Origin of the sequence: Gemella sp. zg-570, from assembly GCF_018866345.1 — a bacterium.
In the GTDB taxonomy this organism is placed as follows: Bacteria; Bacillota; Bacilli; order Staphylococcales; family Gemellaceae; genus Gemelliphila.
The window spans coordinates 1,011,617-1,034,555 of sequence record NZ_CP076443.1 but is presented as its reverse complement, the minus strand read 5'-3'; the positions used below and the strand labels follow the sequence as shown (position 1 = coordinate 1,034,555).

The 22,939-nt window shown below is 27.6% G+C and carries 26 protein-coding genes, 1 tRNA gene and 1 pseudogene; 25 read left to right on the top strand and 3 right to left on the bottom strand.

Going from position 1 to position 22,939, the window contains the following annotated elements; translation table 11 throughout:
* Positions 1–5 precede the first annotated feature (5 nt).
* From KMP11_RS05225 to KMP11_RS05195, 7 genes are all read left to right on the top strand, one after another.
* Positions 6–1,310, top strand: a complete 1,305-nt coding sequence (locus KMP11_RS05225; RefSeq protein ID WP_215755783.1) for a thymidine phosphorylase — start codon at positions 6–8, stop codon at positions 1,308–1,310.
* A gap of 9 nt (positions 1,311–1,319) precedes the next feature.
* Positions 1,320–1,979 carry a deoxyribose-phosphate aldolase gene (gene deoC, locus KMP11_RS05220; protein ID WP_215755784.1) on the top strand — a complete coding sequence of 220 codons (660 nt, stop codon included), beginning with the start codon at positions 1,320–1,322 and terminating at the stop codon, positions 1,977–1,979.
* A gap of 89 nt (positions 1,980–2,068) precedes the next feature.
* On the top strand, positions 2,069–3,433 hold the full coding sequence (locus KMP11_RS05215; protein WP_215755785.1) for an MATE family efflux transporter: 1,365 nt from the start codon (positions 2,069–2,071) through the stop codon (positions 3,431–3,433).
* Positions 3,434–3,545: 112 nt separating this feature from the next.
* Complete coding sequence (locus tag KMP11_RS05210; RefSeq protein ID WP_216279644.1) at positions 3,546–4,877, top strand: DEAD/DEAH box helicase; 1,332 nt, start codon at positions 3,546–3,548, stop codon at positions 4,875–4,877.
* A 26-nt stretch (positions 4,878–4,903) separates the two neighbouring features.
* Positions 4,904–5,347 (top strand): Fur family transcriptional regulator, encoded by a 444-nt coding sequence (locus KMP11_RS05205; RefSeq protein WP_216279643.1) that lies wholly within the window; start codon positions 4,904–4,906, stop codon positions 5,345–5,347.
* A complete protein-coding gene (gene truB, locus KMP11_RS05200; protein ID WP_253195942.1) occupies positions 5,326–6,264 on the top strand; it encodes a tRNA pseudouridine(55) synthase TruB in 939 nt (312 codons plus the stop codon). Before KMP11_RS05205 ends, truB begins: the two co-directional genes overlap by 22 nt.
* A gap of 15 nt (positions 6,265–6,279) precedes the next feature.
* Positions 6,280–7,260, top strand: a complete 981-nt coding sequence (locus KMP11_RS05195; protein ID WP_216279642.1) for a bifunctional riboflavin kinase/FAD synthetase — start codon at positions 6,280–6,282, stop codon at positions 7,258–7,260.
* Here the strand turns inward: KMP11_RS05195 and KMP11_RS05190 are convergent.
* A complete protein-coding gene (locus KMP11_RS05190) occupies positions 7,224–8,183 on the bottom strand; it encodes an IS30 family transposase (protein ID WP_216279571.1) in 960 nt (319 codons plus the stop codon). The two genes, KMP11_RS05195 and KMP11_RS05190, sit on opposite strands and share 37 nt — an antisense overlap.
* Positions 8,184–8,413: 230 nt before the next feature.
* Here KMP11_RS05190 and rpsO point away from each other — a divergent pair, with 230 nt between their 5' ends.
* The 10 genes from rpsO to fba all read left to right on the top strand — a co-directional run bounded on the left by rpsO (position 8,414) and on the right by fba (position 14,508).
* On the top strand, positions 8,414–8,686 hold the full coding sequence (gene rpsO, locus KMP11_RS05185) for a 30S ribosomal protein S15 (RefSeq protein ID WP_215755790.1): 273 nt from the start codon (positions 8,414–8,416) through the stop codon (positions 8,684–8,686).
* A gap of 102 nt (positions 8,687–8,788) precedes the next feature.
* Positions 8,789–8,862: transfer RNA gene (locus tag KMP11_RS05180), tRNA-Arg, on the top strand.
* Positions 8,863–9,107: 245 nt separating this feature from the next.
* On the top strand, positions 9,108–9,821 hold the full coding sequence (gene rpsB / locus KMP11_RS05175; RefSeq protein WP_216279641.1) for a 30S ribosomal protein S2: 714 nt from the start codon (positions 9,108–9,110) through the stop codon (positions 9,819–9,821).
* 67 nt (positions 9,822–9,888) lie between these two features.
* Complete coding sequence (tsf, locus tag KMP11_RS05170) at positions 9,889–10,770, top strand: translation elongation factor Ts (RefSeq protein ID WP_216279640.1); 882 nt, start codon at positions 9,889–9,891, stop codon at positions 10,768–10,770.
* Between the two features lie 69 nt (positions 10,771–10,839).
* Complete coding sequence (gene pyrH, locus KMP11_RS05165; RefSeq protein WP_215755793.1) at positions 10,840–11,556, top strand: UMP kinase; 717 nt, start codon at positions 10,840–10,842, stop codon at positions 11,554–11,556.
* A gap of 12 nt (positions 11,557–11,568) precedes the next feature.
* Positions 11,569–12,126, top strand: coding sequence for a ribosome recycling factor (gene frr, locus KMP11_RS05160; protein WP_216279639.1), 558 nt, complete (start codon positions 11,569–11,571; stop codon positions 12,124–12,126).
* 2 nt (positions 12,127–12,128) lie between these two features.
* Positions 12,129–12,347: a DUF896 domain-containing protein gene (locus KMP11_RS05155; RefSeq protein WP_215755795.1), complete on the top strand. Its 219-nt coding sequence runs from the start codon at positions 12,129–12,131 to the stop codon at positions 12,345–12,347.
* A complete protein-coding gene (locus tag KMP11_RS05150; RefSeq protein WP_371741373.1) occupies positions 12,347–12,586 on the top strand; it encodes a YneF family protein in 240 nt (79 codons plus the stop codon). Before KMP11_RS05155 ends, KMP11_RS05150 begins: the two co-directional genes overlap by 1 nt.
* A 63-nt stretch (positions 12,587–12,649) precedes the next feature.
* Positions 12,650–13,549: an RluA family pseudouridine synthase gene (locus KMP11_RS05145; RefSeq protein ID WP_216279638.1), complete on the top strand. Its 900-nt coding sequence runs from the start codon at positions 12,650–12,652 to the stop codon at positions 13,547–13,549.
* Positions 13,550–13,647: 98 nt separating this feature from the next.
* Positions 13,648–14,508, top strand: coding sequence for a class II fructose-1,6-bisphosphate aldolase (fba, locus tag KMP11_RS05140; protein WP_216279637.1), 861 nt, complete (start codon positions 13,648–13,650; stop codon positions 14,506–14,508).
* Positions 14,509–14,620: 112 nt separating this feature from the next.
* On the opposite strand, the gene KMP11_RS05135 is transcribed toward fba, so the two are convergent.
* The gene (locus KMP11_RS05135) at positions 14,621–16,945 is read right to left on the bottom strand and encodes an SF1B family DNA helicase RecD2 (RefSeq protein ID WP_216279636.1); all 2,325 of its coding nucleotides are present in this window, start codon (positions 16,943–16,945) and stop codon (positions 14,621–14,623) included.
* A gap of 156 nt (positions 16,946–17,101) precedes the next feature.
* On the opposite strand from KMP11_RS05135, the gene KMP11_RS05130 reads away from it, so the two are divergent.
* The 8 genes and pseudogenes from KMP11_RS05130 to mltG all read left to right on the top strand — a co-directional run bounded on the left by KMP11_RS05130 (position 17,102) and on the right by mltG (position 22,376).
* Positions 17,102–17,893, top strand: coding sequence for a Nif3-like dinuclear metal center hexameric protein (locus tag KMP11_RS05130; RefSeq protein ID WP_216279635.1), 792 nt, complete (start codon positions 17,102–17,104; stop codon positions 17,891–17,893).
* 56 nt (positions 17,894–17,949) lie between these two features.
* Entirely contained in the window at positions 17,950–18,885 is a 936-nt protein-coding gene (locus KMP11_RS05125; RefSeq protein WP_216279634.1) for a thymidylate synthase, read from the top strand.
* Between the two features lie 9 nt (positions 18,886–18,894).
* Entirely contained in the window at positions 18,895–19,383 is a 489-nt protein-coding gene (locus KMP11_RS05120) for a dihydrofolate reductase (RefSeq protein ID WP_215755802.1), read from the top strand.
* Positions 19,384–19,392: 9 nt separating this feature from the next.
* Positions 19,393–20,214 (top strand): annotated as a pseudogene (locus tag KMP11_RS05115) (DegV family protein).
* Between the two features lie 18 nt (positions 20,215–20,232).
* Positions 20,233–20,487 (top strand): IreB family regulatory phosphoprotein, encoded by a 255-nt coding sequence (locus KMP11_RS05110; protein WP_215755803.1) that lies wholly within the window; start codon positions 20,233–20,235, stop codon positions 20,485–20,487.
* Complete coding sequence (ruvX, locus tag KMP11_RS05105; RefSeq protein WP_215755804.1) at positions 20,487–20,915, top strand: Holliday junction resolvase RuvX; 429 nt, start codon at positions 20,487–20,489, stop codon at positions 20,913–20,915. Before KMP11_RS05110 ends, ruvX begins: the two co-directional genes overlap by 1 nt.
* A 12-nt stretch (positions 20,916–20,927) precedes the next feature.
* A complete protein-coding gene (locus tag KMP11_RS05100; protein ID WP_215755805.1) occupies positions 20,928–21,233 on the top strand; it encodes a DUF1292 domain-containing protein in 306 nt (101 codons plus the stop codon).
* A gap of 3 nt (positions 21,234–21,236) precedes the next feature.
* Complete coding sequence (gene mltG, locus KMP11_RS05095) at positions 21,237–22,376, top strand: endolytic transglycosylase MltG (RefSeq protein ID WP_216279633.1); 1,140 nt, start codon at positions 21,237–21,239, stop codon at positions 22,374–22,376.
* A 213-nt stretch (positions 22,377–22,589) separates the two neighbouring features.
* On the opposite strand, the gene rpsP is transcribed toward mltG, so the two are convergent.
* On the bottom strand, positions 22,590–22,862 hold the full coding sequence (rpsP, locus tag KMP11_RS05090) for a 30S ribosomal protein S16 (protein WP_215755807.1): 273 nt from the start codon (positions 22,860–22,862) through the stop codon (positions 22,590–22,592).
* Between the last annotated feature and the right edge of the window lie 77 nt (positions 22,863–22,939).

Below are 22,939 nucleotides of genomic sequence, written 5' to 3'. Positions count from 1 at the left end.
ATAATTTGAGAGTTGTCGATATAATTGATAAAAAGAAAAAAGGAATAAGTCTTACTAATAAGGAAATAGATTTTTTATTAGATTCTTACTTTAATGAAGAAATAGCAGATTATCAAATGAGTGCATTTTTAATGGCAGTATATTTTAAGGGTATGAGTGATGAAGAATTAGCATACTTCACTTTAAAAATGAGAAATTCAGGAGATATAATAACTTTTGAAAATATTAATAAATTTCTTGTGGACAAGCATTCTACTGGTGGAGTGGGAGATAAAGTAACTATTGTATTATCTCCTATTTTAGCAGCACTTGGTATGGCAACCACTAAACTTTCAGGTAAGGGATTAAGTCATACTGGGGGTACTATTGATAAATTTTCTGCCATAGAAGATTTTAAATTTTCAAGCACTAAAGAAGAGTTGGTAGAAATTGCCAATAAAACTGGAATAGGTTTAATGGGATACAGTGATAGCATAGTTCCACTCGATAAAAAAATATATGCTTTAAGAGATGTAACATCTACTGTTGACAGCATACCTCTGATAGCAAGCAGTATTATGAGTAAAAAACTTGCTATTGAATCTGACATAATAATTTTAGATGTTAAAGTTGGCGATGGTGCTTTTATGAAAACTGTTGAAGACGCCAAAAAATTATCAAATACCATGGTGGTCATAGGAAATAGTTTGGGTAGAAAAACTATCGCCATGATAACTAATATGGAAGAGCCTTTAGGTTATGCAGTGGGTAATTCAAATGAATTATTAGAAGCTATAGAAGCACTAAAGGGCAATTGGCCAAATGATTTAAAAGAAGTTGTCTACGAAATAATTTTTCAAGTTTTAAAATATAAAAAAGAAGTTAAAACAAAAATAGAATCTGATAAAATTATTGATGAGTTAATTAATAGCGGCAAAGCCTTAGAAGTATTTAGAAAATTTTTATATCACAGTGGAGTTAGAAAAAACATTATAGATGACTATAAAAATTTACCTGTGGCAAAATATAAATTTGAAATATTATCTAACAAATCAGGATACATTCACAAGATAAAAGCAGAAAATATAGGTAAGGTAGCTATGATAATTGGAGCTGGTCGTGAAAAAAAAGAAGATAATATTGATTACTCTGTTGGAATTTTGCTACATAAAAAAGTTGGAGATTATGTAAATGAGGGAGAAATTCTAGCAGAAATATGTTATAATGATAAATTGAAATTAGATACTAGTAAATCTTTAGTTATGGATTCATATATTATAGACAACAAAGAAAAGAAAAATCTAAAAACTATTATAGATATAATTGAATAAGGAGCAAATATGAACTTAAATAAATATATAGACCACACATTGTTAAAAGCTAACGCATCAGAAAAAGAAATTTCTAAACTTTGTAAGGAAGCTAAGGAAAATAATTTTTTTAGTGTATGTGTAAATGGAAGTTTTGTTGAGCAATGTGTTAAAGAATTAAGGGATAGTGATGTTAAGGTTGCCGCAGTTGTCGGTTTTCCTTTAGGAGCTATGACTACTCAAGCAAAAGTTTTTGAAGCAAGAGAATTGGTAAATTTAGGTGCTAGCGAAATTGATACGGTAATAAACATATCTAAATTAAAAGATAAAAATTTTGAATATGTTGAAGAAGAAATCAAGTTAATAAAAGAAGCTATTGGCAAAAATATTCTAAAAGTAATTATTGAAACTTGTTATCTTACTGATGAAGAAAAAGTAATAGCCTGTGAATTAGCATTAAAAGCAAATGCAGATTTTGTTAAAACTTCTACTGGTTTTGGTATTGGAGGAGCAACTTATGAAGATGTAAAATTGATGAAATCTGTTGTAAAAAATAATGCCAAAGTTAAAGCAAGTGGTGGAGTTAGGGATAAAATAATAGCAGAAAAATATATAGAACTTGGTGCAGAAAGATTAGGTACAAGTTCTAGTGTAGATATAATTAATAATAAATTAAGTAAAAGCTACTAATTTATATTTTAACGAAATATATTTTATATTTCGTTTCTTTTTATTTTAAAATCAAATTTATAAAATAAATTAGTGGGGAGGGGTAGATTATGGATAATAAAAATCCTCTTGGATATAAATCTGTTGGAAAATTATTAAAATCTATGGCAATTCCAGCAATAATTGCTAACGTAACAAATGCTTTATACACTATTGTTGATCAAATTTTTATCGGTCAAGGTGTAGGATATTTAGCAAATGCTGCTACTAATATCTCATTTCCAATTACAACTATATGTTTATCAATAGGAGTTATGGTTGGAATAGGAACGGCTGCAAATTTTAATTTATATTTAGGAAAAGAAGACCGAAATAGTGCTGAAAAAGTTGTAGGTACTTCTGCATTACTTATAATAATTTTAGGAATATTAATTGCATTTTTGGTGAGAATATTTTTAGAACCCTTGATGATTATATTTGGAGCTACACCTGAAATTCTTCCTTATGCTATGGAATTTACAAAAATCACAACTTTGGGAATACCTTTTTATTTATTTGCACTAGGTACAAATCCCTTGGTAAGAGCAGATAGAAGCCCTAAGTATTCAATGTTTGCAGTTATGGCTGGAGCAATTATAAATTTAATATTAAATCCCATATTTATATTTGTCTTTAAGTGGGGGCTTGCTGGTAGTGCTTGGGCAACAGTAATATCACAAATTATTTCTGCAATAATATTAGTTTTATACTATAAAAACTTTAAGAGTATAAAAATAAAAAAAGAAAATTTCAAAATAAAATTTTCTATTGTAAAATCTATTTTATCATTAGGCAGTGCATCTTTTATTTTTCAAATTTCTACGACAATAGTTCAGATTACTACCAATAATGTTTTAAAAATATATGGTTCAGAATCAATATATGGTAGTGATACAACCATAGCAATAGCAGGAATAGTAACTAAAATAAATACGATATTTATAGCCATAGTGCTAGGTATCGTTCAAGGTTCTCAACCCATAGTAAGTTTTAATTATGGAGCAAAAAATTATTTAAGAGTAAGAAGTGTTTTTAAACTAGTTATAAAATATTCTTTTGCTATTTCATTATTTTTATTTTTAATTTTTCAAATTTTTCCAAAAGAGATAATTTCTATTTTTGGTCAAGGAAGTGAACTTTATTTTGAATATGGTATTCTTTATTTAAGATATTATACATTTTTTATTTTTATTAACTGTATACAAATTGCTTCGACAACATTTTTCCCTTCAATAGGAAAATCTAAAAAAGGTGCAGCGATATCTCTTAGTAAACAATTATTAGTTTTATTTCCCTTATTAATAATATTACCTAAATTTTTTGGAGTTAAAGGAGTTGCTTACGCAGTACCTATTTCTGATTTAATAGCTTTTGCAATAGCAACCACAGTAATTTATTTTGAATTTAAAAATATGCCTAAAGTAGATAAGATTTAGAGTAATAACTCTTATTATTAATAGTGCTAGCTTTTATAGTGCAATAAAAATGGTAAAAAAAATTTTTTTATTGTATAATTAGTGTTGATTTTAAAAGAATGGAGAAATTAATATGTTATCTAAATCGTTTGAACAGTTTAAGTTTAAAGATTTTGTCAATAAATCAATAATAGACTTACGATTTAAAAATCCTACAAAAATACAAGAAAGAGTATTCTCCCCTGTTTTGAAGAATAAGAATGTGGTTGCTATGTCGCAAACAGGTAGTGGGAAAAGTCATTCATTCTTACTTCCTATTTTTAGTAAATTAGATTGTGATAAACAAAAAACTCAAGCTATAATAATGGCACCTACAAGAGAGTTGTCAAGACAGTTATTTGATATGGCAAATCATATTGCACCTTTTTCAGAAAAAGAAATTAAAATATCCTTATTTATAGGTGGACAAGACTTATCAAGAGATATAGAAAAAGTATCCAACACGCCACATGTAATAATAGGAACACCAACAAGAATATTAGAATTAGATAAATCTTCATCCCTATCGATAAAAGAAGTACAAACTATTGTAGTTGATGAATGCGATATGATGATTGACCTAGGTTTTATGGAAGATATTGATAAAATTGCAAATAGGTCATCAGATAATTGCCAATTTCTAGTTTTTTCTGCCACGATACCAGATAAAATGGTGCATTTCTTAAAAAAATATGTAAAAAACGCTCAACATATTGAAGTAAAAAAATCAATAGAGGGTAAAATAAGTTATTTGCTTGTTAATACTAAAAGTTCTAATAGAATGGAAAAATTATTAGAAATTACCAATACAATAAACCCCTACATTGCCATAATTTTTGCTAACAAAAAAACAGAAGTTGAAGAGGTTAGTGGATATTTAATTTCTAAGGGTATAAATGTTGGAGTTTTGCATGGAGATTTAACTCCTAGAGAAAGAAAGCAAATGCAAAAAAGAATTAATAATCTTAATTTTACTTATATAGTTGCCAGTGATTTAATAAGTAGAGGTATAGATATAGAAGGAGTAAGTCATGTTATTAATTATAATATTCCGAATGATTTGGACTTTTTTGCTCATAGAGCTGGAAGAACTGGTAGAGCTGGTTTAAGCGGAGAATGTATCACTATTTTTGAAAATAAAGATGAAGAAAAACTAAGAAAATTAGAAAATCGTGGAATAGTTTTTGAACATAAAGATATAAAAGATAATGAGTTTATCGAAGTAAAAGATAGAAATAAACGAGATAATAGGGAAAAAATTATCGCAGACCATAATTTAACTAAAAAAGTAAAATCTAGAGTTAAAGCCAATAACAAAGTTAAACCAGGATATAAGAAAAAATATAAGTATAAAATTGATAAACTTAAGCAAAAAGAAAGAAGAAAGTTTGCTAAAAGAAAAAATCAAAAAAACAGAAATAAATAATTATATTTAATATTGTAGGTGATTTTATGTTAAATGTTGATGAAAAAGTTTCTAAATTAATGTTAATACTAAAAAATAATGGCTATAAATATACAGAAAAAAGAAAGGCTATGATAGATTTATTAGTTAGAGAAGATAGATATCTTAATGCAAAGTACGTTTCTGAAAATTTAAGTAAGGAGTTTCCAGGGCTAAGTTTTGATACTATATATAGAAATCTTAGCACTTACGTTGATTTGGGTATATTGGAATTTACGGAGATAAAAGGAGAACGTTTTTTCAAACTTGCTTGTATAAACATAAAACATCACCATCATCACCATATTTGTTTAAAATGTGGCAAGGCAAAAACAATTCACACAGATATTTGTAAAGAGCTAAATATTCCAGAATTATCTGGATATAGAATAGATGGTCATAAATTTGAAATATATGGAATTTGTCCAAATTGTTTGAAAGAAGAAAAATAATGTTAGATGGAATACTACCAATATACAAGGAACGTGGTATGACAAGCCATGATGTTGTATTTAAACTTAGAAAAATTTTAAAAATAAAAAAGATAGGACATGCTGGAACTTTAGACCCTGATGTAGACGGAGTTTTGTTGGTATTATTAGGAAATAGTACAAAGGTTAGTGATTATGCCATGAACTTAGGAAAAAGTTACCGGGCAGAAATTTGCTTGGGTATAAGTACAATTACTCAGGATATTAGTGGTCAAATTTTATCTGAAAAAGTAGTAGAAAAAGTAGATATTTCTGACATAAAATATGCTTGCAGTAAATTAATTGGAAAAATAATTCAGAAACCACCTATCTATTCAGCAGTTAAGGTTAATGGAAAAAAATTATATGAATATGCTAGAGAAGGTAAATTTGACGTCCAAATACCTGAAAGAGAAATTGAAATTTACAGCATAAATTTACTAGAATATACTTGCTATTATGAAAATGAAAAATTTTATTTTACTATTGATGTAAGTTGTGGGAAAGGAACATATATAAGAACAATAGCTACACAGCTGGGAGATATATTAAATTTACCTAGTTGTATGAGTAAACTAACCAGAACTTCTAGCGGAGATATTAAGATTTCAGATTGTTTTAGCATATCTTATGTAGAAGAAAATAGAGATAATATTTCAAAAAAATTACTATCTAAAGAATATGCTTTATCATCTTATCAATTTGTAGAACTACCTAAATTTAGAGCTAAGCAAGTAATTAACGGCTTAAGATTTAGAAAAAATCAATTTCCTGATATAGATTTTTCTTCTGAAGTAGTTTTCACATATAATAATGAAGCCATAGCAGTATATTATTTAAAAGAATTAACTGATGAATTACTATCTGTAAAAACTACATTTCCTAAAAATATTGAGTAATAATGAGGTAATAATATGAAAATTTTTAGAATCTCAGATTTAAGTCAAATAATAAGTGATTCTAATTTTAGAGTTGTTGCATTAGGATTTTTTGACGGTATTCATATAGCCCACCAAGAAATTATTAAAAATACGGTAGACTTAGCCAAAGAAGAAAATAAAATTTCAAGTCTAATAACGTTTACTAATAGTCCAAAGAATTTTTTTACAAAAGAAGAAACAAAGTTACTAATTCCTAATAATTTAAAAATAAGTATACTAGAAAATTTAGGAATAGAAGAGTTATATTTCTTAGATTTTAATGAAAGTTTACGACTTATTAGCAAAGAAAAATTTATCGATAGTGTTTTAAAAAAAATTAATGTTACTAACGTCTTTTGTGGAGAAGATTATAGATTTGGCTATAAAGGAGAAGGAAGACCTAATTTTATTTCTGAATATACTGATAACAAAATAAAAGTTTTAGCAACTAAAACATTAAAATCATTTGATAAAAAAATATCTTCTACCTTATTGCGTAACTATATTTTAAATGGTAAAGTTGAGTTATATAAAAAATTAACCAATAGATTTTATCAAATATCTGGAATAATTGTTAAAGGTAGACAGTTGGGAAGAACTATAAATTTTCCAACAGCAAACTTATCAACAAATGATGATTTTTTAATTCCACAAAAATATGGTGTTTACATCACCATTGTTGAAGTTAGAGGAGAATTTTACAAGGGAATAACTAATATAGGAAATAATCCTACTGTTTCAGATAATGGTAAAGTTTTTGTAGAAACACATATTTTAGATTTTGATAAAGAAATTTATGGAGAGAATTTTACTATATATTTTTATAAGTATATAAGACCAGAACAAAAATTTAATAGCATAAATGAATTAAAAGAACAGTTACAATTAGATAAGTCAAAAGCCGAGAAAATTTTTATAGATTTTAAAAATTTCGCAAATTACAATAGTAAGTTAGCCACCTCAGGCAAGTCATAAGGACATACATAATTAAATAATTTACGTGGATAACGATTTATCCATTGTTCAACAGCCGTTACTTCGTTAGGAGTAACGGTTGTTGTGCCTTTTGGGAACCATCGTCTAATCAATCGATTTGCATTTTCGTTACTACCTCGTTCATAAGAAGAAAACGGATGTGCGTAATAAATAGGACAAGTGATGGCTTCGTCTAGTCTTAAAAATTCAGAACCATTATCAGCTGTTAAAGAGCGAATTAAATAGTCTTGTTGAATAGACGTCAAAGCGGTATTCACACTTTGGGCCGTTTTATCAGGAATAAGACGAATGATTTCATAGCGTGTTTTTCTGTCTGTTAATGTCAATAACTGTTGTCCACGTTTCTTGTTTAAAATGACTAAATCAATTTCAAAATGCCCAATTTCTTTTCGTTCGTTAATCTCTTGTGGTCGCTGTTCAATAGAGAGGGCATTCGTTTTTCTTGGTGGTCGTTTTTCATTTGATTTTATTGGTTTAGTTTTTCTAGGGTAAATCAGATGTTTACGTGAAATACCTGCTATCCATCCTTTATATATCCATGTGTAAATTGTCGTAAAAGACGGCATATCTGGTAATTGACTAATCATTTCAGGGGAATATTTATCCATAATTTTTTCTCTGATTACATTTTCTTTTTCTACAGTCCACGTATCCGTTCTACCTACGGCTAAACGTAAATGATTATAATCATTCTGTGCTTTTTGAGCAGAGTATTCTTTAGTGCCACCATGAAAAGATAAATCAATCAGTCCGCGTTTAATTTCGTTATTAATAGTTTGGTGATTTTTGCCTAATAATCTAGCGATTTCTCGGTTACTTTTTCCTTCTTTTTTCCATTTTTCAATTAAATAACGCTCTTTTTCTGTAATGTGTTTGCCTTTTGTGTTATAATGTTCTTGCATCTCTTGGTATCCTTTTTTTGTAGTTACTAAAAGTATATCCTATGAGATGCTTTTTTTTGTATCACTGGCTAACTTAATTATATAATTTACTATTTTAAAAATTTAATCATATAGTCTTGAAAAAAAAATATATATATTGTAAAATTAATGTAGTTCCTTTTTCTTGGTGTAGAAAAACTCCAATTTTATACTCAGATTAAGGATTAAATATATGTATGGAGGTGCCTAACATGGCAGCAATTAGTCAAGAAAGAAAAAATGAAATTATCTCAAAATATCGTACTCACGAATCAGATACAGGTTCACCAGAAGTACAAATAGCAGTTTTAACAGCTGAAATTGAAGCATTAACTGCTCACTTAAATACTCATAAAAAAGACCATGCGGGGCGTCGTGGATTACTAAAAAAAGTTTTCCGTCGTCGTCACTTATTGGACTATCTAATTAAAAAAGATATTCAAAGATATCGTGAATTAATCAAATCTTTAGGATTAAGAAGATAGTTATATTTGCGGAGGGTTTTATAAAATCCTCTGCATATTTTTTTAAAAAACTATTGACAAATTTTTATTCAGAATATATAATATTTAGGTATTTATTTTTATGTCTCGATAGCTCAGCAGGATAGAGCAACGGCCTTCTAAGCCGTCGGTCGGGGGTTCGAATCCCTTTCGGGACGTCAGCATTAAGGTTTAGTTTAAGACTAAACCTTTTTTATTTTGTAATTTTTTAATATTTAAAAGTAATTTCATATAAAATATTGTAAAATTCTTGATTTTTATTATTTAATACTATATAATTATTAAGGTTGAGTTTAAATCAACTAAAATAAAACACACGATATTAGATTTAGTTATTTGGTGCATGATTTGTCTATAACTAACACGAAGATATCGGAGGAAAAAACCAAGGAGGAGAATAACTATGCCAGTTATTTCAATGAAACAATTATTAGAAGCAGGAGTGCATTTTGGACATCAAACAAGAAGGTGGAATCCTAAAATGGCTAAATATATATTTACAGAAAGAAATGGTATATATATCATTGACTTGCAAAAAACTGTAAAAAAAGTAGATGAGGCTTATGAATTTGTTAAATCAATAGCAGATCAAGGTGGTAAAATGCTATTTGTAGGAACAAAAAAACAAGCACAGGATGCTATTAAAGAAGAAGCTGAGAGAACAGGTCAATACTACATAAATAACCGTTGGTTAGGAGGAACACTTACTAACTACAAAACAATTAAAGGACGTATTGACAGAATTTCTGAAATTGAAAAAATGGAAGAAGATGGAGTTTTTGAAGTTCTTCCTAAAAAAGAAGTTTTAGAACTTAGAAAAGAATATGACAGATTGAACAAGTTTCTTGGTGGCATCAGAGAAATGAGAAATATGCCTGATGCTATGTTTGTAGTCGACCCTAAAAAAGAACACAATGCAATAGCAGAAGCTAAAAAATTAGGAATACCTGTGGTTGGTATAGTTGATACTAACTGTGATCCTGATGATGTAGATTATGTTATACCTGCAAACGATGATGCAATTCGTGCAGTTAAATTATTAACAGCGAAAATGGCAGATGCATTTGTTGTATATAACGAAGGAAATATCGAAGAAACTTCAACTGAAGAAGTATAATTAGAAGAAGTAGCTACTGAAGAATAATAAATAAATATAAATAATAAAATATACGGAGGCAATTATTATGGCTATAACAGCTGCTCAAGTAAAAGAATTAAGAGAACGCACTGGTGCTGGTATGATGGATTGTAAAAAAGCATTAGTAGAAACTAATGGAGATATGGACGCGGCCATTGATTATTTAAGAGAAAATGGTATTGCTAAAGCTGCTAAAAAAGCAGATCGTATCGCAGCAGAGGGTATTACTTACCTGGCGACTGAAGGAAATAAAGCTTTGGTATTAGAAATTAATTCTGAAACTGATTTTGTTGCTAAAAATGAAAAATTTGTTGATTTAGTAAAAGTTGTTGCTGATGCTTTATTAACCAACGAACCAAAATCTTTAGAAGAAGCAATGACCGTATCTACTGAAGAAGGAACTATTGAAACAAGAATAAATAATGGAATTGCAACAATTGGTGAAAAATTATCATTAAGAAGATTTGAAATAGTAAATAAAACAGACAAAGATGCTTTTGGAACATACTCTCACATGGGAGGAAGAATAGGAGTGCTTACTCTTTTAGAGGATACAACAGATGAAGAAGCAGCTAAAGATGTTGCTATGCACATTGCTGCATTAAATCCAAAATATTTAGATGAAAGCCAAGTATCACAAGAAGAATTAGAACACGAGAAAAAAATACTTTCTGAGCAAGCACTTAATGAAGGAAAACCAGCAGCAATAGTTGAAAAAATGGTTGTAGGTCGATTAAATAAATACTTAGAAGAAATATGTGTTACTAAACAAAAATTTGTTAAAGATGATAGTTTAACAGTAGAAAAATTTGTAGCTTCTAAAGGTGGAAAACTTACTAAATTTGTAAGATATGAAGTAGGTGAAGGTATCGAGAAAAAAGAAGATAACTTTGCTGAAGAAGTAATGAGCCAAGTTAGAGGAAACTAATATAAAAAAGCATACACAATTTTAGTGTGTGCTTTTTTAAAAAATTAGAAACTAATAAGGAGATACATAATGGAACAAGCTTATAAAAGAGTACTTTTGAAACTTAGTGGTGAAGCTTTAGCAGGAGGTAAGGGTTTTGGTATTGACCCTGAAGTTGTTAATAAATTAACAAATCAAATTTCTAAAGTTGTTAAGCAAGGTGTTGAAGTAGCAATAGTAGTTGGCGGCGGAAATATTTGGAGAGGTAAAATAGGAGAAGAATTAGGAATGGAAAGAGCAACAGCTGATTCAATGGGTATGTTGGCTACTGTAATGAATTCTCTGGCTCTTCAAGATTCTCTTGAACAAAAGGGGGTTGATACTAGAGTTCTAACTTCTGTTGAAATGAAGGCTATGGCAGAACCATATATTAGAAGACGAGCTATTAGACATTTAGAAAAAGGGCGTGTAGCTATTTTTGCCGCAGGGATAGGAAATCCATTTTTCTCTACGGATACAACAGCCGCCCTTAGAGCTAAAGAAATAGATGCAGATGTGATATTAATGGGTAAAAATGCAGTAGATGGAGTTTATTCAGCTGACCCTAAATTAGTTAAAGATGCTAAAAAATTTGATGATTTAACTCATATTGACGTAATTAGTAAAGGTTTAGCGGTTATGGATTCTACAGCGATATCATTCTGTATGGATAACAATCTTCCTATAATAGTTTTCTCTATCGATGAAGATAATAATATTGTAAAAGTAATTAACGGAGAAAAAATGGGAACATCAATAACAGGATAAAAGGAGAATATTATGCCAGAAAAAATAATTTCTAATTTAGAAGAAAAAATGACTAAAGCTATTTCTAATTTAAGAAGAGAACTAGCTTCTATAAGAGCAGGAAAAGCAAATGCTTCAGTTTTAGATAAAATATCTGTTGAATATTATGGAGTTCAAACACCGATAAATCAAGTATCAGGAATATCTGTTCCAGAACCAAAAATGCTTGTAATTTCTCCATACGAGAAAAGTTTGTTAAAAGAAATTGAAAGAGCAATTCAATCTTCAGACTTAGGATTAAATCCTTCAAATGATGGTACAGTTATAAGAATAGTTTTTCCATCTTTAACAGAAGAACGCAGAAAAGAATTAGCTAAACAAGTATCTAAAGAAGCAGAAAATTCTAAAGTTGCAGTTCGTAACATAAGACGTGAAGCAATGGATGCTATTAAAAAATTAGAGAAATCTTCTCAAATAACAGAAGATGACTTAAAATCATACTCTGATGATATTCAAAAATTTACAGATAAATTTATACAAGAAATAGACAAAGTTGCTAGAGAAAAACAAGACGAATTAATGAGTGTATAAATATGGAGATGACAGAAATTATATCTAAAATAAATTATATAAATTCTATAAAAAAAGAACGTGCACTTTCCTCAGAAGAACAAGAAGAACTAAATAAATATAGAAAAATGTATTTAAATAATTTTAAAAGAAATATAAAAAATATTTTAGATAATACTAAGTTTGTTGATGAAAATGGCAAAGAAATTAAACTTAATAAAAAGAAAGGAAATAATAAATGATGACTACAGGAATGGTAATATTAGTTGCTACTGTGTGCTTTTTAATAGGAGCAGTAGCTGGATTTTTCCTTGCTCGTAAAAATTTCATGAGTTATATGGAAAAAAATCCTCCAATAAACGAAGAAATGTTAGTTAGTATGATGTCACAAATGGGGCAAAAACCATCTACTAAAAAAATAAATCAAATGATGAGCAATATGCAAAAGGCTCAAAAACAAGCAATTAAAGGTAAAAAATAATAGCAAATATATGCACATCATATTTTGATGTGCATATTATTTTAGTAGTTTAAGGAGGTTGTAATGAAAGAAAAAATAATAAAATATAATTCTGAAGTTAGTGAAAGAATAGATAAATTTTTAATAACAGAAATAAGTGAATTATCAAGAACAAACATTCAAAATTTAATAAATCAAAATAATATTTTAGTAAATAATAATGTTATAAAACCTAACTATAAATTAAAAAATGATGATTTAATTACAATAAAATTTAATGAATCTGAAGAATTAGATGTAGTTAAACAAAATATACCAATTCAAATAGTTTATGAGGATGATGATTTGTTAATAGTTAATAAAGATAAGGGAATGGTTGTTCATCCTTCGGCTGGACACAAGGACGGAACCTTAGTTAATGCCCTTATGTATCATTGTAAAAATTTATCTAGTATAAACGGAATAATAAGACCAGGTATTGTTCACAGAATTGATAAAGACACGTCAGGTTTATTAATAGTGGCAAAAAATGATAAGTCACATATTAAATTATCTGAAATGATTGCTAATAAAGAGATAAAAAGAAGATACTATGCTCTTGTTCATGGTAATATAAAGCATGATTATGGGACTATTGATGCACCTATAGCTAGAAATCCTAAAGAAAGAAAAGAAATGGCAATTATTGATGGTGGCAAACCATCGACAACTAATTTTACAGTGGTTAAAAGATATGAAAAATATAGTCTTATTGAGTGTGAACTTGAAACTGGGAGAACTCATCAAATAAGAGTTCATATGAAATATATTAATTCCCCATTGGCGGGAGATAAGATATATGGACCTAGAAGAACTTTAGAAACTAAGGGGCAAATGCTCCACTCTAAAAGTTTAGAATTTGTTCATCCTATCAGTAATAAAAAAATAGAAATTAATACAGAATTACCTCAATATTTCAAAGATGTATTAAAAAAATTAGAGTAATAAATCAAGATAATTATTTTTAATAAAATAGTTTATTTTTTATTATATTTATAGTATTATAGTATATAAGTACATAGTATTAATAAGGAGGAAAATTTATGGTATTAGTACCAGCAAAAGACATGCTTATAAAAGCAAGAAAAGAAGGTTACGCAGTAGGGCATTTTAATATCAATAATTTGGAATGGACAAAAGCTATTTTAGAAGTTGCTGAGGAAGCTAAAAGTCCTGTGATTTTAGGAGTTAGTGAAGGTGCAGCTAAATACATGACAGGGTTTAAAACAGTGGCAGACATGGTAAAAGCAATGGTTGAAAGTATGGGCATTACTGTGCCAGTTGCACTGCATTTGGACCACGGTTCTTATGAAGGAACTAAAAAAGCTATTGAAGCTGGATTTTCTTCAGTAATGTTTGATGGTTCTCACTATCCGTTTGAAGAAAATATTGAAAAATCTAAAGAAATGATAGAGTTAGCTCACTCAAAAGGTTTATCAATAGAATGTGAAGTGGGTTCTATTGGTGGTGAAGAAGATGGAGTTATTGGTTCTGGTGAATTAGCAGACCCTAATGAATGTAAAACTATGGCTGATCTAGGAATAGATTTCTTAGCGGCTGGCATCGGAAATATTCATGGGAAATATCCTGAAAATTGGGCAGGACTTAGTTTTGAAACTTTAGAAAAAATTTCTGAAGTTACTGGAGGAATACCTTTAGTTTTACATGGTGGTTCTGGTATACCTACAGACCAAATAAAAAGAGCTATTTCTCTTGGTGTGTCTAAAGTTAATGTTAATACAGAATGCCAATTAGCTTTTGCCGCAGCAACAAGAGAATATATAGAAGCAGGAAATGATGTAAAAGGTTTTGACCCTAGAAAATTATTAAATCCTGGTTTCAATGCTATTAAAGCTATGGTTCATACAAAAATTGATATTTTTGGTTCAAGAAATAAAGCATAAAAGTTAAATAAAAAATACAGAACTTGTAATTAGTTCTGTATTTTTTGCTTTTTGTCAATAGATGTGGATAAAAAATATTTTTTGATTAAACATTAGCAAATAAATATTTTTATTAATTCATATAGTCTAGTGGGGTGATATTATCCATTCCAATCATTGCGTCAATATTATTTATATTATCAGGTGTTAAGATATAATCAATTTCAGATAAATTATCTTGGCAATCTTCTTTTTTTACAAAAAATTCTTTTAGGTAGGTATCTCTTTTTACAATATTATTTTCTTCTGATGCTTTGTAAAAAACATCTTTTTCCCCACAAAAGATAAGTTTAGTTTTAGCTCTGGTTATGGCAGTATAAATCAGATTTTTATTAAACATAAAATTGTAGCTGTCTACCAGAGGTATTATTACATAATCAAATTCAGAACCTTGGGATTTATGTATAGATGATGCATAGCTAAGGCATATTTGATTTAAGTCTTGTTTTTCATATGTAACATAATTTCCATCATATTCAATAACAATTTTGAACTTGTTATCTTCTTTATAAATATCATATACTACTCCAATATCTCCGTTGAATATATTGTCTTCGGGTCTATTGACGAGTTGCATTATTCTATCGTCAATTTTATATATATTTTCTCCGTATTCAATAAGAGTATCATTATTATTAAATTCATCTTGAATTAATTTATTTATAATATTTATACCGTAATTTGTTTTGTAGATAGGAGCAAGAATTTGGATATTATTTCTTGATGTAATATTTAATAAATTTGAATATATATTTTTTATTGTATCTAAAATTTTATTTTTTTTGGTAATTATAAATTCTTTGTCTTCAAATTCTTCTGTTATATCTAAATTTATATTATTTTTTATGGCGTAGGATAATTTTATAATACTAGAATTTTCAGCTTGCCTAAATATTTTATTTAATTTTACAGTTGGTATAGAATCTGAATTTATTAAGTCATTTAAAATATTTCCTGGTGCAATAGAAGGTAGTTGGTCGTTATCACCAACTAAAATTATAAGGGCATCTTTTTTTATGATTTTTAATAGATTGTGCATTAAAAATATATCAATCATACTCGCTTCATCAATTATTATTAATTTAGAATCTATTTTTTTATCGCTGGCAAATTCATTTATTTTTTCATCTTCAGTAGTCCAACCGATTGCTTTGTGTATAGTAGATGCAAATAAGCCAGTAGTTTCTGACATTCTTTTAGCTGCCTTACCAGTGGGTGCTAAGAGTGATATTATTTTTTTTTCTTCATCAAGTATGTCATTATAAGAATAGTTGTGAATTTTTTGAAATAATTTTATTATCCCTAATATAATTGTAGTTTTTCCCGTTCCAGGTCCCCCAGTTATTATAGAAAAATTTTTATTTATTGAGTTTTTTATGGCTGCTATTTGTTCAATATCGTATTCAATTTTTAGTTCTTTTTCTATATCATCTATATATTTTTCTAGTAGGCTATCGCTTATTTTTTTTTCTTCATTATCTTTTATTCTTTGGGATATATTATTATATATAAATGATTCTGAATAAAATATTTCTGGTAAGAATATTAGATTATCATATTCTATTATTTTGTTTATTTCTAAGCAATAGTCTAATACTTCCAAAATTTTTTCTTTGTTAATGGGGGTATTTCTAGCCTTGTATAAGGTGTTAAATGTTAGATATAGTAAGTTATTTTTTTTTATATAGGTATTTCCAGTGCTAAAGCAATAATTGTATAATGTGTATATAAAGGCTGAACTTATTCTATTTCTATCATCAAAATCTATCCCGACTTTTTCTGCTATTTTATCAACTGTGTAAAAATTTATACCTTGCATTGTGTCTATCAATTCATAAGGATTATTTTTTATAATATCTAAAGTTTTATTTTTATAAAAATTATATATTTTTGTTATTAAATTATTACTAATATTATATTCATTTAGTTTTAAAATTATATTTTGACTTTGTTGATTACTAATTATATTGTTATAAATTATTTCTTTTCTTTTTTCACTTATCTCTTTAATTTTGTATAATTCATTTTTATCATTGTATATTTTTTCTAGGCAGTCTAAACCTAATTTTTCCACAATAATTTCAGCAGTTTTTTTTCCTATGCCATGAAATTCTGCCCCCGATAAATAAGTAATTATGGCTTCTTTATTTTTTTGAATAATTTGTTCTATTGTTATTGCAGAAAATTGCTTGCCATATTTTTTGTGTTCTACAAAATTTCCTTTAAATGAATATAGTTCTTCATCTTTTAAGTCTATATCTTTAAATGTTCCAACTACAATAACATAGTCAGAATCTATATCTTCATAATCTTCATTTAGAAAAATTGATAATATGTAATAATTATTTTCTTTATTATGAAAAATAATTTTACTTAAATAACCTTCAATAGTTAGCATAATAACCCCTTAAATTATAATTAATTTTATGGTATAACAATATAAAAAAAATGTCTACTTAAAAAATAAATTATGTTACATTTTCTTTAAAATATTTGTAATTAAATGCAAGTTTTATATGAATATGATATAATAAGTCAAATAAGGAGATAGCTTATGATAAGTGTTGAAGAAATTTATAATAAAATAAAAAATTTAGCAGATGAAAAGTTAGCAGAAAATTGGGATAATGTTGGTATATTACTAGGAGATAAGCAACAAGAAGTTAAAAATATTTTAGTTTGTTTAGATGTTACTACAGATGTCGTAGAAGAAGCGATAAGTAATAATATAGATTTAATAATATCTCATCATCCCCTAATATTTAAAGCCATAAAAAAACTTCAATTTGATGATTTTAAGAGTAATATAATTAAAAATTTAATAAAAAATGATATTTCTGTAATATCAGCTCATACAAATCTTGATTCAGCAGAATTTGGTTTAAATCAATATTTAGCAAATATTCTAAATTTGAAAAATATTGATGTTTTATTTAAGAATGATAATTTTTCAAATGCAGGACTGGGTAGAGTGGGTTGTTTAGAAAAAGAAATGGACTTGAAAACTTTTATAAGTTTTGTAAAAAGTAAATTTAATTTAGATTATGTAAAATTAATTTCAAATGATAGCCAAGATAAGAAAATTAATAAAGTGGCTATTCTTGGTGGCAGTGGGGGGAGTTTTATTTATACTTTACCTGATGTAGATATATATCTTACTGGTGATGTTAGCTACCACGAGGCTCAAGACAGCTTAGAAATGGGAAAAACTGTTTTAGATATAGGGCATTTTTCAGAAATTTTTTGTAAAGACTTATTAAAAAATTATCTGTTAAAAATATATACTTCAGATGAATTGAATATAAATTTATCTAAGGTAGAGGAAAACCCATTTAAAATTATTTAACTATAAGGCTGTAAATTTATTTATTGTAGACAATATTAATTTAAGAAAGGATATTTATGACTGCAGATAAAATATATTTAGAACTTTGTAAAAATATATTAAATAAGGGTGAGTATAAGGAAGATAGAACAGGAGTAGGGACAAAAAGTATTTTTGGCTACCAAATGAGATTTGATTTGGATAAGGGGTTTCCCCTACTAACTACCAAAAAAATAAATTTTAATTTAATCTGGTCAGAATTACTTTGGTTTATAAAGGGTGATACTAATATAAAATTTTTATTAGAAAACAACAATAATATTTGGAACGAGTGGGCTTTTAAAAATTGGGTTGAAAGTGTAGAATACAAGGGCGAAAACATGGACAACTTTGGTATCAGAGTCTTAGAAGATGAAAATTTTAAAATAGTTTACGAAAAAGAAATGGCTAATTTTAAAAATAAAATCTTAACAGATGAAGAATTTGCTAAAAAGTATGGCGATTTAGGAAATGTCTATGGCAAGCAGTGGAGAAATTTTGCAGGAATAGACCAATTAAGAAATGTAATAGAGCAAATAAAAAATAATCCAGCATCAAGGAGAATAATATTATCTGCCTGGAATCCTTCGGAAATAGATACAATGGCTCTACCACCTTGCCACACCATGTTTCAATTTTATGTGAGTAACAACAAATTAAGTTGCCAGCTTTATCAAAGAAGTGGTGATGTATTTTTAGGAGTACCTTTTAATATTGCTTCTTATTCTCTATTAACCATATTAATAGCTAAGGAATGTGGTTTAGAAGTTGGAGAATTTATACATACATTAGGAGATGCCCATATTTATAAAAATCATTTCGAGCAAGTAAAAATTCAATTAGATAGAAAACCTTTTGCCCTACCTACTTTAAATATAAAAGATTTTTCTAGTATATTTGACTTAACGATAGATGACGTTAAATTAGAAAATTATGAAAGTCATCCATTTATTAAAGCGCCAATTGCAGTTTAGGAGATAAAAATGATATCACTTATAGTAGCTTATGACAAGAATAGGTGTATAGGAAATAACAATACTATACCATGGAAAATGAAGTCTGATATGCTTAGAGTTAAAAATTTAACGACTAACCAAACTATACTAATGGGAAGAAAAACATTTGAAAGTATAGGAAAAGCATTGCCAAATAGAATTAATAGAGTTTTGACAAGGTCTACTAATTATTCAAAGGATAATATAGAAGTATATTCTGATAAAAATAAGGCTATTGAAAAATTGACTACAGAAAAGATATTTATTTTTGGAGGCAGTATAATATATAAAGAATATATTGATAGGGTAGAAGAAATGTACATAACAGAAATTGATGCTGAAGTGTCAGGAGATAGTTATTTTCCAGCTATAAATTTAGAAGAATGGGAACTTATAGAAGAAGAAAGTTTTGCTAAAGATGAAGATAATGAATATAATTATAAATTTTTGCATTATAAAAGATTGGAAGTGAAATAGTTTAATAAAATTAAAATAGTAGTTGATTCAACGGCAGATTTAACGCAAGAGGAAATATTGAAGTATGATTTAGAAGTAATACCCTTAACTGTAAACATTGACGGTATAGAATATGAAGATATTTCTAATGAAGATTATATTATAAAAATGTGAACAGCTGATAATTTTTCTACTAGCCAGCCGGCCATAGGAAAGATAATGAATGTTTATGAAAAAGTAGCTAAAGAAGGTTATGATATTATTTCAATTCACTTATCTGATGCTATAAGTGGAACGTTTAATACAGCTACCTTAGCAGCATCTGAATTTTCTAATGTTACTACAATTAATTCAAAAACTACATCTAGGGGCATGGTATATTTAATCAAAGAATGTTTTGAACAAATATCACAAGGAAAAACTTTAAAAGAAATAATAGAAATACTAAATAATAAAACTTCTAAGATACTTACCTATGTTACTATAGATAATCTTAATAACTTAGTTAATTGAGGAAGATTAAAGAAAACATCAGGATTAATCGGAAATTTATTAAATATAAAAATTCTAACTAAGTTAGAGGGAAAAGAATTAGTAGCTGTGGATAAGGTAAGGTGCAAGAAAAAATTAATTAATGCCCTTATTGAAAAATTAATTGCAGATTCTGAAAATAAAATTAAAAATATACATTTAGCCCACGCCTTATCTGATGAATATTTAGCTCTTATCAAAGAAGCAGTGTTAAACAGATTAAACTATAATATTGACGATAAAAATATTGTGGTTACTTCTCCTATTATTTCGACACATACAGGAGAAGGAGCAGTAGGAATTTTAGTTGAATTAGAATAAGAATAAGGAGGTCTTAATATGACAAATTTTGAAAAAACAGATATTTTTCAAACAGAAGAATACAGAAGAGAATATGTAAGAATAATTTTAACAGATGTAGTAGAAGCTATATCTAGTAAGGGGTATGACCCGGTAAATCAGATTATGGGTTATGTAAAAACAAATAATCCAGTTTATATACCTAGAGATAAAGGTGCCAGAGAAAAAATTTCTAGACTTAGCACAGATGAAATATTAGAATATTTACTACATTTTTTTATTAAGGAGATTTAATGTCATACAGTAGAATAATGGGTTTAGATTACGGCAGTAAAACCATTGGTGTTGCTATAAGCGACCCCCTAAAAATTACAGCTCAAGGAATAGAAACTTTACAAATTAATGAAGCAATAAATGATTTTAAAATTAAAAGAATAAAAGAGTTTGTAAAAGAATATAGTGTAGTTGAAATTGTAGTAGGCTTGCCTAAAAATATGGATAATAGCCTTGGCTTTAGGGCAGAAGCTACTTTGAATTTTGTAGAAATACTTAAAAATAAAATTAAAAATGTTGAAGTTATATTGCAAGATGAAAGATTATCAACTATGAGTGCTGAAAGAGTATTATTAGAAGCGGATGTTTCCAGAAAAAAAAGAAAAAAAGTAATTGATAAAATGGCAGCAGTATTTATATTACAAACTTATTTAGACAAATTAAGATAGGAGAAAAAGACAATGAATGAAAAAGATTTAGATAAATTAAATGTAGGAATGGACGAAGAAGTATATACATTAAGAGATGAAGAAGGAACAGAAAAGCAATATAGAAAAATATTAGAATTTACTAATCCTACTAATAATAATTTATATTATATATTTGCAGAAGAAGAAAAAATAGACGATGAAGAACTACAAATTTTCCCAATGGTCTGCATAGAAGAAGCAGACGGCATTAGATTTGAACCAGTTGAAACAGATGAAGAGTATGATATGATTTCAGAAGTTTTAGATATATTATATTTTGATGAAGAAAGTGAATAATGTATGAAAGAAGAAAAAATTAGAAGAAGAGAAGAGTTAAGAAAAAAAAATAAAAAAAAATCATTGAATATTATCACCCTAACTTTTATTAGTTTAATGTTTTTAATAATGCTTGCACTTTCTTATATATATTTTTTAACGACACCAGTTGATAAAGATATAAGTGAAAAAGTGAAAATAGAAGTAAAAGAAAATTATGGCAGTACAGCTATTGCTGATGTTCTTTATAAAAATAATCTAATAAGAAGTACAGCAATGTTTAAATTTTATTCAAGAATTAACTCAAATGGAGAATTTTATGTAGGAAATTTTGAAGTTAGTAAAAATATGAATTTATCTGAGATACTAGAAGTTTTAACTTCTAAAGAAAATGCAAAATCTTCTGCTAATTTAACTATAGTAGAGGGAGATAATATTTTAAAGATAGCAGCTAAGGTAGAAAAAGTTACAGATATTTCTAAAGATGAATTTATTAATAAGGTAAATGATAGTAATTTTATTAATAAATTAAAACAAGAATTTCCTGAATTAATAACTTCAGAATTAGATAATAAAGATCTTAAGTATAAATTAGAGGGCTACTTGTATCCAGCTAGTTATGATATAGATAGTACAAATAAAAATAATGCTGAAATTTTAATAAAAAGTATGGTTAAGGCAACACAAGATAGGGTAGTTCCCCTTTACAATCAAAATAGTAAGGTATGGAATATTAGAGGCGTTAATAAAAATATTACTATTCATGAATATATTACTATGGCTAGTATACTAGAAAAAGAATCTACGTCAGCTTCAGATAATTCATCAATAGCTGGTGTATTTCTTAATAGGTTAGCAATTAGTATGCCACTTCAGACAGACCCATCTGTTTTTTATAGTTTAGATAAAATAACAGGGGAGTTGTCATTTGCTGATTTAAAAAATACTAGTAAGTATAATACCTATGTTAATTTAGGGTTACCTCCTGGACCTATATCATCTCCAAGTAAAAAATCATACGAGGCTATAAATAATCCTGTAAAACATGACTATATCTATTTCCTAACTGATAAGCAAGGCAAAGCGTATTTTGCAAAAACATACGCTGAACATGAAGAATTAGCTAAAAAACATGTAGAGGGCTATATAAGTACAGGAAATTAAAAGGAGTACTATAAATTAAAATTTTTAAAAAATTATTAATTATTGTTTGAGAAGAAAAAAGACAACCACAAGCTTGTCTTTTTTAATGATTAAGAAAGGCTAGGATATAAATAAAAATTTAATTTGTAAATAAGAAAAATCAAAAATAAAATTTTTTATCCCATCTTTAGAAAAAAGCATAATAAAAAAGCAACTAATTTAGTTGCTTTTTTATTATTTATTTAATTTAGATTCGTGGAATTTTTTTAATATTCCTTCTTTAGATAATAAACTTCTAACTGTATCAGAAGGTTGTGCTCCATTAGATAACCATTTCAATGCAAGTTCTTCATCAATTTTAACTTCTGCTGGATTTTTTACTGCATTGTAAGTACCAATAGTTTCAATTGAACGACCGTCACGTGGTGATTTAGAATCAGCAACAACTATACGGTAGAAAGGTGATTTTTTAGCACCTAATCTTTTCAAACGGATTTTTACTGCCATTTTAATACTCCTTTAATATATGTTTCAACTTTATATGTGTGTGTTTATGAGAATTTAATGAAAAGTTGAATCAATAA